Here is a 12,314-nt window from a genome sequence, read left to right as displayed (position 1 = left end):
CCCACTGCCCTGCGATCGCTCCCTTCTTACGTCCGCTCCACGAAGACCGGTTCGGCCCAGCGCGGGGGCGGCTTCGGCCGCTCCTCCCCCGGCTGCCGGCCTGCCCGGGCGGGGGCGGGCCCTGCGGCGGCCGCGCCACCGGTGGTCGCGGCGCGCAGGGCTGCGACGAAGTCGAGGCAGGACGGGTACCGGTCGTCGGGGCGCTTGGCGAGGGCCTTGGCGAACACCGGGTCCACCTCGGCTGGGAGGTCGGGGCGGGCCTCGGTCAGCGGCGGCGGGTCGTCGTACTGGTGCGCCCACAGCAGGGCCATGTCGTCGTCCCGGAGGAAGGGCGGGTGGCCGGCGAGGATCTCGTAGACGACGCAGCCGAAGCCGTACACGTCGCAGCGGGCGTCGACCGGGCGGCCCGAGATCTGCTCGGGGGCGACGTAGTCGAGTGTGCCGACGAACTGGCCGACCGTGGTGAAGCCGGTCAGCGACAGCGACTTCTTCGTCAGGCCGAAGTCGGTGAGGTAGACGTGCTCGGGGTGGTCGCTGTCGGTGCCGCGGGAGACCAGGATGTTGCCGGGCTTGACGTCCCGGTGCACCAGCCCGTGGTCGTGTGCCGCGTCGAGCGCGGAGGCGACCTGGGCGGCGACGCGCACGGCGATGGCGGGCGGCAACGGGCCCTCCCGGTCCAGGAGATGACGCAGGTCGCTGCCGGCGACGAACCGCATCGCGATGTACAGCACTCCGTCCGTCTCGCCGGCCTCGAAGACCGGCACGATGTGCGGGTGGTCGATCGCCGCGGCGGCCCGGGACTCGTGGGTGAAGCGGCGCCGGAAGGTGTCGTTGCGGGCGAGTTCCGGGGCGAGCAGCTTGAGCGCGACGGTGCGCTCCAGACGCAGGTCCCGGGCCCGGTAGACCACGGCCATGCCGCCGCGCCCGATCTCCTGCTCGATCCGGTACCCGGCGATCTGCTGCCCGACCAGCTCGGAGGGCCGCCCCGAGAACAGACTCCTCTCGCGCTTCAACGGCCGTCACCCTCGGGCGACACGATCCGTGTGGGCTCGGCCCCCACGACCCGCGTCGGCGGCGCCTCGACCGGCCCGACCGCCTCCTCGTCAGAAGCCGGCTCGCCGTCCCCCTCGGGGGACCCGACCCGGGCGGGAGGCGCCTCGGGAGACACGCCCCGCGTCGGCTCGGCAGCGCGGGGAGCCGCGGGAGGCACCACCCGCGTGGGCTCGGCAGCCTCGGGAGGCACGGTCCGAGGGGGCTCGGGCGCCTCAGACGGTACCGACCGCGTCGGCTCGGAAGCCTCTGGCGACACCACCCGCGTGGGGGCGGGGGCCTCCGGAGGCACGGTCCGCGAGGGCTCGGAAGCCTCAGACGGTACCGACCGCGTCGGCTCGGAAGCCTCAGGCGACACCACCCGCGTGGGGGCGGGGGCCTCCGGAGGCACGGTCCGCGTCGGCTCGGAAGCCTCAGACGGTACCGACCGCGTCGGCTCGGAAGCCTCAGACGGTACCGACCGCGTCGGCTCGGAAGCCTCAGGCGACACCACCCGCGTGGGGGCGGGCGCCTCAGGAGGCACCGTCCGCCTCGGCTCGGCACCCTCCGGCGACACCACCCGCGTCTCCGGCGTTTCAGGAGACGCCACCCGCGTTCGCTCGGGCGCCTCGGAAGACACGACCCGCCTCGGCTCGGCACCCCCCGGCGACACCACCCACCTCGGCTCCGCCGCCTCAGGCGACACCACCCGCGTCGGCTCCGGTGGCTCGGGAGACACAGCCCCCGAGGGCTCAGGCGGTACGGCCCGTGTGGGCGGTGCCTCGGCCGGAGGGGCCGGCTGCTCGGTCCAGGGCACCTGCTCGGCCCGAGGTGTCTCCTCGACGGCCTCCGCGGGCACGACCCGGGTGGGGGTGCGCGCCGGGGCCGGGGGCTCGGCCGGGCGGGGCTCCGGGTGTGCCCGGGGGGTCTCGTCCGTCGCGTACGTGTTCGCCCGGGTGCCGTCGGCGTACACCCAGTGCCCGTGGGCGGCGTCGTAGAGCCACACGGACTCGCCGTCGACGACGACGCCGATCCGCAGCCCGTGGGTGCGGGCGTGGAAGGACTCCCGGTCCAGGCCGCCCGCGAGGTCCTCGACCGCGGACCGGTAGCGAGCCAGGGCTTCCTGCGCACGGGCCAGCAGCGGGCGCGGGTCGGCGCTGCGGGTGAGCGGCCCGTCCGCGGCGGGCGGGTCCTGCGGTACGGCGACCAGGCGGCGCCCGTCGACCCAGGCCGACCAGCCGTTGAAGCACAGCACATGCCCCCAGTCGCCCTGCCGCTCGACGAGTTGCACCGGCAGCAGGGGGTCGAGGTCCACGGTGGGCCGGGCCGGGTCGGGGGCCTCCCAGGCGGGCATCCCGTGCTGCGGGACGACGTGCGTGGGCCGGAATCCGGGAGTCGTCATAGGGGCTCCCTACTTCCGCATGACGGCCGGTTCGTGGCGGCGCAGCAGCCGGGACACCAGGAAGCCGAAGAGCGCCGACAGTACGAGCAGCATCCCGACGTCGAGCAGCCAGGTGCCCGCCGAGTGCTCGAAGAGCGGGTCCTTGGTCAGCTCGTCGGGCACGATCCGGGACAGCCCGACGGTGCCGGCCATCGCGGCCAGCGCCCAGCGCGCGGGCACCAGCCAGCCCAGTTGCTCGAGCCCGGGAACGCCGTCCAGCTTCAGCAGGGCACCGCAGAAGACGACCTGGACGATGGCGATGAGCACGAGCAGCGGCATCGTCACCTCCTCCTTGCGCACCAGCGCGGAGATGAACAGGCCGAGCATCATGGCCGTGAAGGCCAGCAGGGCGACGGCGACCGCGATCTCCACCAGCGGCGACATCAGCACGCCTTCGCCACCGGGCGCGTTGAGGTCCACGCCGAGCAGGGCGACCAGGGTCAGCACCACCGCCTGGAGCACGGTGATGACACCCAGGACGACGACCTTGGACATCAGGTATGCCGATCTGGACAGGCCCACCGCCCGCTCCCGCTGGTAGATCACCCGTTCCTTGACGAGTTCGCGCACGGCGTTGGCGGCTCCGGTGAGCACCGCGCCGACGCACAGGATGAGCAGGGCGTTCATCGCCGTGTCGAGCGTCAGCTTGCCGCCCGCCAGGGCCCGCGCCATCACGCCCATCACGAACGGCAGGGCGATCATGATGATCAGGAAGGTGCGGTCGGCGCTGAGCGCTGCCGCGTACCGGCGGACCAGCGTGCCGAGCTGGGCGGCCCGGCTGCGCGGCCGGGGCGGAGCGGTGATGACGACCGGCCCGGACCGGGGCTGCTGGGGCTGGGCGGTGGCGTCGGCGACGTACCGGCCGTGGAAGGGTGAGGCGCTGTAGTCCCCGGCCCAGTCCCGGTCCGCGTCCCGGTCGAAGGCCTCGAAGGCCTCCGGCCACTGCTCGAAACCGAAGTACGCCAGGGCGTCCTCGGGCGGCCCGTAGTAGGCGATCTTCCCGCCGGGCGCGAGCACGAGGAGCCGGTCGCACACGTCCAGGCTGAGCACGCTGTGGGTGACGACGATGACGGTCCGGCCGTCGTCGGCGAGGCCGCGCAGCATGTGCATCACCGAGCGGTCCATGCCGGGGTCGAGTCCGGAGGTCGGCTCGTCGAGGAACAGCAGCGACGGCTTCGTCAGCAGCTCCAGGGCCACGCTGACGCGCTTGCGCTGGCCGCCGGAGAGGCTGTGCACGTGCTGGTCGGCGCGCTGTTCCAGGCCCAGTTCACGGATCACCTCGTCGACCCGGGCGCGCCGCTCGGCTCTGGCGGTGTCCTGCGGGAAGCGCAGCTCGGCGGCGTAGGAGAGGGCTTTGCGGACGGTCAGCTGGGCGTGCAGGATGTCGTCCTGCGGGACGAGGCCGATGCGCTGGCGCAGTTCGGCGTAGTCGCGGTAGAGGTCGCGGCCGTCGTAGAGGACGGTGCCGTGGTCGGCGGGCCGCTGGCCGGTGAGGGCGTTGAGGAGCGTGGACTTGCCGGCGCCGCTCGGGCCGACGACGGCGAGCAGGCACTTCTCCCCCACCGGGAACGACACGTGGTCGAGCAGCGTCTTGCGGCCCCGGTCGACGGTCACCGCGAGGTCCTGCACGTCGAGGGAGATTTCACCGGTGTCGACGTACTCCTGGAGTTCGTCGCCGACGAGGCAGAACGCCGAGTGGCCGATGCCGACGATGTCGCCCTGGCCGACCGGGGCGCTGGTGACGCGGCTGCCGTTGAGGTACGTGCCGTTGTGGCTGCCGAGGTCGGTGATCTCGTACGTCCCGTCGGGCAGGGCACGCAGTTCGGCGTGCCGGCGGGAGACCACCAGGTCGTCGATGACCAGGTCGTTGTCGGTGGCGCGGCCGATGCGGATGGTGCGGGCGGGCAGCGGCCGGACGGTCGTGGGCTGCCGGTAGGTGCCCGTCATGGCCGGCATGGAGACGGCGGAGGGGCGTTCCGGGGTCGGTGCGCGGCGGCCCAGGAGGACCACGCGGGGGCCGTCGGCGGGATTGCCGAAGCGGATGACGCTGCCGGGGCCGACGTCCCACTCGTGGATGCGGCGACCGTCGGCGTAGGTGCCGTTGGTGCTGTTCTCGTCCTCGATGGTCCAGTGCCCGTCGTCGGGCCGCAGCACCGCGTGGTGCCATGAGACCCGGTCGTCGTCGATGACGATGTCGCTCAACGGGTCGCGCCCGACGTGGTAGTCGCGGCCCGGAATCATCACTGTGGAGCCCGTCTCGGTCTCCAGGACGAGTTCTGGTGCTACCGACGGCTGCGCCATGACCGAGATTCTACCGATTTGCCTGATGTATGACTCGGCGAGCCGCTCAGGCCACGGGTACGCCCAGGACGGGAGCCGTCCTCTGCATCCGCAGGGCGTCCACGGACTCGGCGAGCAGTTCGTACTCGGTGGTGTCGTCACTGGTGGCGATGCGCACCAGCCGTCCGGCCGCCAACTCCTCGGCGACCCGCTCCTGCTGCCCGGGATCGGCGCACCAGGCGCGCAGCAGGGTGGGCACGTCGGGCACGGTCTCGGCGACCGGCACGAGCGCGCCCGGCGGTAAGTGCTCGGCGTCGGGCTGGGGGTCGAGACGCTGGGCGATCCAGGAGGCGCGGTCGCGCAGCCACCACAGGGCGAGGGCGAGGGTGGGCGCCCGGTAGGTGCCCAAGGGGACGCCGATGCGGCGGCCGTCGCAGACTCCGTATGCCGTGACATGGCACAGAAACTCGTCGTGCACGTGACCCTCCCCCGTTGCCCGGCCCGGCCTTGCCTGTTCCGCGGCTCGCGTGCTGTGCGTGAGGACGCCGTCGCCCGATGTGAATGCGCTCTCGCTGGTCAGTATGTTCACTACTGAAACACTGTCACCATGTCTTTCCGGCCAGTCTCCTGGCATATTCGCCCCCGAGTTGGCCTAAACGCTGCGGGCGGTCGCCAGGGGGCATGACCCCGGAGGTAGTCGACGCTCCCGCCGGGCCCGGGCAGGGTGGGCCGTGCCGGTTCACCGCGAGTGGTGATCCGGGCCCTGACCAGCACAGACGACCTGCCGACGTCCGCGGCCATGAGCAGATCGCCGCGCTGATCGGGGCGGCCCGCGAGCAGTTCCCGGGGCTGGTGTTCCGGCTCGCCGGCGCCGTCGACGGGCACCACATCGCGCGCTTCTCGTGGGAGCTGGTGAGCGAGAGCGACGGCCCGGCGCCCGTGGCCGGGGGTCGGATGTGATCACGCTGGACGAGCAGGGCCGGATCAGGACCGTGCTCGGCTTTCTGGACCGCGTGCCCGCCGGGGCGTGAGACCGGCGATGAGTTTCCCGGTGTCCCGCGGTCTGGTGTGTGAGGGGCGACCGAATACCGGAGGACACCATGGCCACGACCGGAAAACTGGACGCGGAATTCACCGCGGTCCTGCGCAAGAGCCCCGCCCAGGGCGGCTGGACCTATCTGGTCTGGCCCCGGTCCGTCGAATTCTTCGGCACCCGCGGCCTGGTCAAGGTCCGCGGGACGATCGACGGGCACCCGTTCCGCAGCTCGTTCATGGCACTGGGCGACGGCACGCACAAGCTGCCCGTGAAGGCCGACGTCCGCAAGGCCATCGGCAAGGAGGAGGGCGACACGGTGACGGTGCGCCTGGAGGAGCGGATCGGTTCCTAGAACCTTTCCCGGGGGCGGCCACCGCCCCCGGGAAGGCCGGGGCGGCTACTGCTTGACGACCGCGTCGATACGGGCCAGCTCGTCCGCGTCGAAGTCCAGGTTGCCGATGGCTCCGACGCTGTCCTCCAGCTGCTGCGGGCTGCTCGCGCCGACCAGCGCGGAGGTGACCCGGCCGCCGCGCAGCACCCAGGCCAGCGCCATCTGGGCGAGGGTCTGGCCGCGCGTCTTGGCGATGTCGTTCAGGTCGCGCAACCGGCCCACCAGCTCCTCGGTGACCGCGTCGGACTTCAGGAACGGGCTGTCGCTCGCGGCCCGGGAGCCCTCCGGGATGCCGTCGAGGTAGCGGGCCGAGAGCAGACCCTGCTCCAGCGGGGAGAAGACGATGGAGCCGACCTGGAGCTCGTCGAGGGCGGCCAGCAGGCCCTCGTCCTCGGGGCGGCGGTCCAGCATCGAGTAGCGCGGCTGGTGGATGAGGAGCGGGGTGCCCAGCTCGCCCAGGATGCGGGCGGCCTCGCGGGTCTGCTCCGCGGAGTAGTTGGAGATGCCGACGTACAGCGCCTTGCCCTGCTGCACCGCCGAGTGCAGGGCGCCCATCGTCTCCTCCAGCGGAGTCTGCGGGTCGGGGCGGTGCGAGTAGAAGATGTCGACGTAGTCCAGGCCCATCCGCTTCAGGCTCTGGTCCAGCGAGGACAGCACGTACTTGCGCGAGCCCCACTCGCCGTACGGGCCCGGCCACATCAGATAGCCGGCCTTGGTGGAGATGACCAGCTCGTCGCGGTAGGCCGCGAAGTCCGACTTCAGGAACTCGCCCAGCGCGGACTCGGCGGCGCCGGGCGGCGGGCCGTAGTTGTTGGCGAGGTCGAAGTGGGTGACGCCGAGGTCGAAGGCGCGGCGCAGGATGGCGCGCTGCGTCTCGACCGGCCGGTCCGGGCCGAAGTTGTGCCACAGGCCGAGCGAGAGCGCGGGGAGCTTCAGGCCGCTGCGTCCGGTGCGCCGGTAGGGCATGTCCGCGTAGCGGTCGGGGTGTGCGGTGTACAACGCGACTCCAGAGGGGTTGGCTGAGGAAACCGTTGTCCACTCTGTCGTGACCTGCGCCCATGCGTCCAACAGAAGAATCCGATGGAATTCAGCGGCTAGGCTTCTCAGTCATGGAACTGCGCCACTTGCAGCACTTCGTCGCGGTCGCCGAGGACCAGCACTTCACCCGGGCGGCCGAACGGCTCCTGGTGTCCCAGTCGGGCCTGTCGGCCTCGATCCGGGCGCTGGAGCGGGAGCTCCAGACGCCGCTGTTCGTGCGCACGACCCGCCGGGTGACCCTCACCCCGGCCGGGCGGGCGCTGCTCGGTGAGGCGGAGCGGATCCTGGCGCAGGTGCGGGCAGCCCACGAGGCGGTGGCGGCGGTGCAGGGCGTACTGCGCGGCATGCTCGCGCTCGGCAGTGAGCAGTGCATCGCCGGGGTGCACGTCGCGGGGTTGCTCGCCACCTTCCGGCACCAGCATCCGGACGTGGAGATCTGTCTGCGGCAGGCCGGGTCGGGCGCGCTCGCGGAGGAGGTCGCGGCCGGGCGGCTCGACCTGGCGTTCGCCGTACGGACGCAGGCGGACAGCGACCAGCTGCGGTCGGTGCCGCTGACCAGCGAGCCGATGACGCTGCTGTGCCACTCCAGCCACCGGCTGGCCGCCGCCGGTGCGGCCGTCACGCCGGAGGAGCTGGGCGGGGAGGTGTTCGTCGACTTCCACCCGGACTGGGGTCCGCGCCGCACCACCGACACGGTGTTCGCCGCCGCGGGCGTACGGCGGACCGTGGCCCTGGAGGTGAACGACGTGCACACCCTGCTCGACCTGGTCGACGAGAACCTCGGCGTCGCCGTGGTGCCGCGGCACTTCGCGCACAAGCGCGCCTCCCTGACCGCGCTGCCGGTGAAGGGCACCGGCGAGGCGGTCTACGAGACGGTGGCCCTGCTGCCGCCCCGGCAGGCCACCAGCCCGGCGGCCCGGGCGCTGATGGCGCTGCTGGAGGCCACGGGGACCACAGGCGCGTCACCGGGGAGCACAGGCGCGGCACCAGGGACCGCGGACGCGGCGCTGGGTACCACGGGCGGGGCGCTCGGGACCACGGGCGCGCAAGCGGAGACCACCGGCGCGTGAACCGGGGCGCACGAGGCGCGGTGATGCGCGATGGTGGAGCCATGCATGCGAAGGACATCCTCATCGACGGCTACAACCGCATCCGCGAAGAAGTCCACGCCACCGTCGACGGCCTCGGGCCCGACGAACTGAGCGCCCGCCCCTCTCCCGACACGAACTCCATCGCCTGGCTGGTCTGGCACCTCACCCGCGTCCAGGACGACCACGTCGCCGACGCCTTCGACCTCGACCAGGTGTGGCTGTCCCAGGACTGGGAGAAACGCTTCGGCCTGGGGCTGTCCCGCCACGACACGGGCTACGGCCACAGCCCCGCCAAGGTCGCAAAGGTCCGGGTCGACTCCGGCGACCTGCTGACCGGCTACTACGACGCGGTGCACACGCAGACCCTCGACGCCCTGCGCGGTCTGGCGGCCAAGGATCTGGAACGCGTCGTCGACGAGCGCTGGGACCCGCCGGTCACCCTGGGCGTACGGCTGGTCAGCGTCCTGTCCGACGATCTCCAGCACGTCGGACAGGCCGCCTACCTCCGGGGGCTGTTGCAGAGCGCGGCCTCGTAGCCGGGCAGGACCACGTCCCGGATGAGCGCGTTCCGCTCGTCGAACGGGAGGAAGGCGCTCTTCAGGGCGTTCACCGTGACCGTGCGCAGGTCCTCGACGGTCCAGCCCGCCTGCTCGACCAGCAGGGACATCTCGCGGGTCATCGTGGTGCCGGACACGAGCCGGTTGTCGGTGTTCAGGGTGACGCGGAAGCCGAGGTCCTTCAGCGCGGTGATCGGGTGCTCGGCGATGGAGGTCGCGGCGCCGGTCTGGAGGTTGGAGGTCGGGCACATCTCCAGCGCGACACGCCGGTCGCGCACCCAGCCCGCGAGACGGCCGAGCTTGCCGACGGCGAGGTCGGGGATGTCGTCGGTGATGCGCACGCCGTGCCCGATGCGCTGGGCGCCGCACACCTGAAGGGCCTGGTGGATGCTGGGCAGGCCGTGGGCCTCCCCGGCGTGAATGGTGAACGGCACGTTCTCGCGGCGCAGGTGCTCGAAGGCCGCGAGGTGGTCGGCGGGCGGGAAGCCGTCCTCGGCGCCGGCGATGTCGAAGCCGACGACCCCGGCGTCCCGGAACGCCACGACCAGGTCGGCGATCTCCGGGCTGCGGTCGAACATCCGCATCCCGCACAGCAGCGTCCCGACCCGCACGGGCGTCCCCGCGGCCGCCGCCTTGGCCATACCGGCCGCGAGCCCCTCCTGCACGGTCTCGACGACCTCGGGCAGGGCCAGCCCGCCCTTGATCATCAGCTCCGGGGCGTAGCGCACCTCGCCGTAGACGACACCGTCCGCGGCGAGGTCGAGCACGTACTCCTCGGCGGTGCGCAGCAGGCCCTCGCGGGTCTGCATGACGGCGAGGGTGTGCTCGAAGGTGGCTATGTAGCGCACCAGGTCGCCGGAGTTGGCGGCCTCGTAGTACCAGGCGGCGAGTTCGGTGGGGTCGGTGGTGGGCAGGGTGTGGTCGACCTCGTCCGCGAGCTCCACCACGGTGGCGGGGCGCAGGCCGCCGTCGAGGTGGTCGTGCAGCACGGCCTTGGGCAGCCGGCGGAGGGTGTCGGTGTCGATGCGGGGCGCGGTCATGTGCGTGTTCCTCGGCAGTGCGTACTCGGTGGGAGTCGGATCTCTAGTCGGTGGCGGGCTGGAGCAGGTCCCAGCGGTTGCCGTACAGGTCCTGGAAGACGGCGACGGTTCCGTACGGCTCGTGCCGCGGCTCCTCCAGGAACGTGACGCCCGCGGCGGTCATGCGGGCGTGGTCCCGGGCGAAGTCGTCGGTGTGCAGAAAGAACCCGACCCGCCCGCCCGTCTGGTCCCCGACCCGGCCGGCCTGCGCCTCCCCCTTGGCACGGGCGAGCAGCAGCCCGCTGCCCGTTCCCGCACTCCCGGGTTCGACGACGACCCAGCGCGACCCGTCGGGCCGGGGAGCGTCCTCGGCGAGCCGGAACCCGAGAGCCTCGGTGTAGAAGCGGATCGCCTCGTCGTAGTCGTCGACGACGAGGGTGACCAGGGCGATACGTCGCATCAGGGCCTTTCGGAGCATGGGATTGACGGGAGACGTTATACGTAACACCCACGAGATGCAAACACCCTTGGGCAATTTCTGTACCTACTAGTATGTACGCTGGTGATCGACACCTCTACGGCTCCCGGGAGACCCCCATGCCCTTCGTCCGCATAGACACGCTCCGGGCCGGCCCCGAGCGACTCGCCGCACTCGGCCGCGCCGTTCACGACGCCCTCGTCGAAACGATCGGCATTCCGCCCGACGACCGGTTCCAGGTCCTGGTCGACCACGACGGCGCGAGCAGCACCCTCCGGTACGACGACTACCTCGGCGTGCACCGCGACGTTGGCATCGCCTACGTCGCGATCACGCTTCGCTCCGGTCGCACGCCCGCGCACAAGCAGGCGCTGTACCGGAGGATCGCCGAACTCGCGCACGCCTACGCGGGGACGGACCCGCGGAACATGTTCGTCGTCCTGACGGAGAACGGACCGGCCGACTGGTCGCTCGGAGAGGGGCGGGCGCAGTACCTCGACGCCCCGAGGTCCTAGTTCCCCGGCCTACGCCTCCAGCCCGAGGCGGTCGGCCCGGCCACCCGCTAGCGTCCCCGGCATGAAGATCACCGAGCCACCCCGCACCCCCGAGCAGCGCAAGGCGGACCTCCTGCATCGCCTGGAGCGGGAGATCGACATCTGGGTCGCGACGGCGGACACCGAGGGCGTGCCGTGCCTGGTTCCGCTCTGGTTCGTGTGGCATGACCAGGCCGTGTGGCTATGCACACGGCTGACCAATCCCACGGGCCGCAATCTGCGGGATGACCGACGGGCCCGGCTGGCCTTCGGGGACACCCGGGACGTCGTGCTCGTCGACGGTGACGTGGAGACGTTCACCACTGACGAGGTGCCGCCGAAGGCGGCCGGGGCGTTCCGTGCGAAGACCGGCTGGGATCCGCGCGAGGACCACGCGTCCTACGCGTTCTTCCGGGTGCGGCCGCGCGCGGTGCAGGCGTGGTGCGAGCAGCACGAGCTGCCGCGCCGGCATCTCATGCGGGACGGGGTCTGGGTGGTCTGACCGGTCAACCGGCCTTTCGGCGCGGCGCGTTCAGCCGGTCCAGTTCCTCGTCCGTGAGGCGGATCGCGCCCGCCGCCACGTTCTCCACGAGGTGGTCGGGGTTGCCGGTGCCGGGGATCGCGAGCACATGCGGTCCCTGGTGCAGGGTCCAGGCGATGCGGATCTGCGCGGGGCTCGCGCCGTGGGCGCGCGCCACGTCGCGCACCTCTTCGTCATGGGTGGTGGTGGCGCCGCCCTCCCCGCTCTCGCCGGCGACGGCGTAGAACGGCACGAACGCGATGCCCTGTTCGCCGCAGATCCGCAGCAGTTCGTCGGTGGCCGGGTCGGGGCGGTCGAGGGCGTACCGGTTCTGCACGCAGACCACAGGGGCGATGGCCCGCGCCTCGGCGAGGTGGCGGGGCTCGACGTTGGAGATCCCCAGGTGGCGTATCAGGCCCGCCTCGCGCAGTTCGGCGAGGGCGCCGAAGTGCTCGGCGATCGAGTCGTACTTCGGCATCCGGCGCAGGTTGACCACGTCCAGGTGATCGCGGCCGAGCTGGCGCAGGTTCTCCTCGACGTGGGCGCGCAGGTCCTCGGGGCGGGCCGAGGTGGCCCACTCCCCCGACCAGGTCCGGTACGGGCCCACCTTGGTGACGATGACCAGGTCGTCGGGGTACGGCGCCAGCGCGCTGTTGATGAGTTCGTTGGCGGAGCGCAGGGACGAGAAGTAGAAGGCGGCCGTGTCGATGTGGTTCACGCCGAGGTCGACCGCCTTGCGCAGGACGGCGATCGACCGGTCGCGGTCACTCGGAGTGCCGAGATGGAAGGCGGCGCTGCCCGTCAGCCGCATCGCGCCGAAGCCGAGGCGGTGGACGGGCAGGTCGCCGAGTTTCCAGGTGCCCGCGGCGTCCGCGGTGATCGTCTGTGAGCTCATCGGCGG

The 12,314-nt window shown here is 72.1% G+C and carries 13 protein-coding genes and 1 pseudogene; 6 read left to right on the top strand and 8 right to left on the bottom strand.

What is annotated here, in order from left to right; genetic code table 11:
• Window positions 1-26: 26 nt before the first annotated feature.
• Genes ACIBNA_RS25355 through ACIBNA_RS25340 form a run of 4 tightly spaced genes read right to left on the bottom strand, consistent with a single transcriptional unit; the run spans window position 27 to window position 5,228 of the window.
• On the bottom strand, window positions 27-1,013 hold the full coding sequence (locus ACIBNA_RS25355; protein WP_399167409.1) for a serine/threonine-protein kinase: 987 nt from the start codon (window positions 1,011-1,013) through the stop codon (window positions 27-29).
• A complete protein-coding gene (locus ACIBNA_RS25350) occupies window positions 1,010-2,431 on the bottom strand; it encodes a hypothetical protein (RefSeq protein ID WP_399167408.1) in 1,422 nt (473 codons plus the stop codon). The genes ACIBNA_RS25355 and ACIBNA_RS25350 overlap by 4 nt, the downstream gene beginning before the upstream one ends.
• Before the next feature lie 9 nt (window positions 2,432-2,440).
• Window positions 2,441-4,771, bottom strand: a complete 2,331-nt coding sequence (locus ACIBNA_RS25345; protein WP_399167407.1) for an FHA domain-containing protein — start codon at window positions 4,769-4,771, stop codon at window positions 2,441-2,443.
• Between the two features lie 46 nt (window positions 4,772-4,817).
• Window positions 4,818-5,228, bottom strand: coding sequence for a hypothetical protein (locus ACIBNA_RS25340; RefSeq protein ID WP_059415575.1), 411 nt, complete (start codon window positions 5,226-5,228; stop codon window positions 4,818-4,820).
• 305 nt (window positions 5,229-5,533) lie between these two features.
• On the opposite strand from ACIBNA_RS25340, the pseudogene ACIBNA_RS25335 reads away from it, so the two are divergent.
• Together ACIBNA_RS25335 and ACIBNA_RS25330 are read left to right on the top strand one after the other, a co-directional pair.
• A pseudogene (locus ACIBNA_RS25335) lies at window positions 5,534-5,781 on the top strand (nuclear transport factor 2 family protein); the annotation flags it as partial.
• Window positions 5,782-5,850: 69 nt separating this feature from the next.
• Entirely contained in the window at window positions 5,851-6,138 is a 288-nt protein-coding gene (locus tag ACIBNA_RS25330; RefSeq protein ID WP_399167406.1) for a DUF1905 domain-containing protein, read from the top strand.
• A gap of 45 nt (window positions 6,139-6,183) precedes the next feature.
• Here ACIBNA_RS25330 and mgrA read toward each other — a convergent pair whose 3' ends face one another.
• Window positions 6,184-7,176, bottom strand: coding sequence for an L-glyceraldehyde 3-phosphate reductase (mgrA, locus tag ACIBNA_RS25325; protein WP_399167405.1), 993 nt, complete (start codon window positions 7,174-7,176; stop codon window positions 6,184-6,186).
• A gap of 110 nt (window positions 7,177-7,286) precedes the next feature.
• Between mgrA and ACIBNA_RS25320 the strand changes: the two genes are divergently transcribed.
• Together ACIBNA_RS25320 and ACIBNA_RS25315 are read left to right on the top strand one after the other, a co-directional pair.
• Window positions 7,287-8,285, top strand: a complete 999-nt coding sequence (locus ACIBNA_RS25320) for a LysR family transcriptional regulator (protein ID WP_399167404.1) — start codon at window positions 7,287-7,289, stop codon at window positions 8,283-8,285.
• 41 nt (window positions 8,286-8,326) lie between these two features.
• Window positions 8,327-8,842 carry a DUF664 domain-containing protein gene (locus ACIBNA_RS25315; RefSeq protein WP_399167403.1) on the top strand — a complete coding sequence of 172 codons (516 nt, stop codon included), beginning with the start codon at window positions 8,327-8,329 and terminating at the stop codon, window positions 8,840-8,842.
• Here ACIBNA_RS25315 and ACIBNA_RS25310 read toward each other — a convergent pair.
• Together ACIBNA_RS25310 and ACIBNA_RS25305 are read right to left on the bottom strand one after the other, a co-directional pair.
• Complete coding sequence (locus ACIBNA_RS25310; RefSeq protein ID WP_399167402.1) at window positions 8,806-9,903, bottom strand: adenosine deaminase; 1,098 nt, start codon at window positions 9,901-9,903, stop codon at window positions 8,806-8,808. The genes ACIBNA_RS25315 and ACIBNA_RS25310 overlap by 37 nt on opposite strands.
• A gap of 43 nt (window positions 9,904-9,946) precedes the next feature.
• On the bottom strand, window positions 9,947-10,342 hold the full coding sequence (locus ACIBNA_RS25305; RefSeq protein ID WP_399167437.1) for a VOC family protein: 396 nt from the start codon (window positions 10,340-10,342) through the stop codon (window positions 9,947-9,949).
• A 137-nt stretch (window positions 10,343-10,479) separates the two neighbouring features.
• On the opposite strand from ACIBNA_RS25305, the gene ACIBNA_RS25300 reads away from it, so the two are divergent.
• Entirely contained in the window at window positions 10,480-10,875 is a 396-nt protein-coding gene (locus ACIBNA_RS25300; RefSeq protein ID WP_399167401.1) for a tautomerase family protein, read from the top strand.
• Between the two features lie 61 nt (window positions 10,876-10,936).
• A complete protein-coding gene (locus ACIBNA_RS25295) occupies window positions 10,937-11,395 on the top strand; it encodes a pyridoxamine 5'-phosphate oxidase family protein (protein WP_399167400.1) in 459 nt (152 codons plus the stop codon).
• Window positions 11,396-11,399: 4 nt separating this feature from the next.
• Here the strand turns inward: ACIBNA_RS25295 and ACIBNA_RS25290 are convergent, their stop codons facing one another.
• Entirely contained in the window at window positions 11,400-12,308 is a 909-nt protein-coding gene (locus tag ACIBNA_RS25290) for an oxidoreductase (RefSeq protein WP_399167399.1), read from the bottom strand.
• Between the last annotated feature and the right edge of the window lie 6 nt (window positions 12,309-12,314).

The organism is Streptomyces sp. NPDC050164, from assembly GCF_044459945.1.
GTDB lineage: Bacteria > Actinomycetota > Actinomycetes > Streptomycetales > Streptomycetaceae > Streptomyces > Streptomyces coeruleorubidus_A.
Note: the sequence above shows the minus strand (reverse complement) of the source record. Positions and strands in the feature narration are given on the sequence as shown.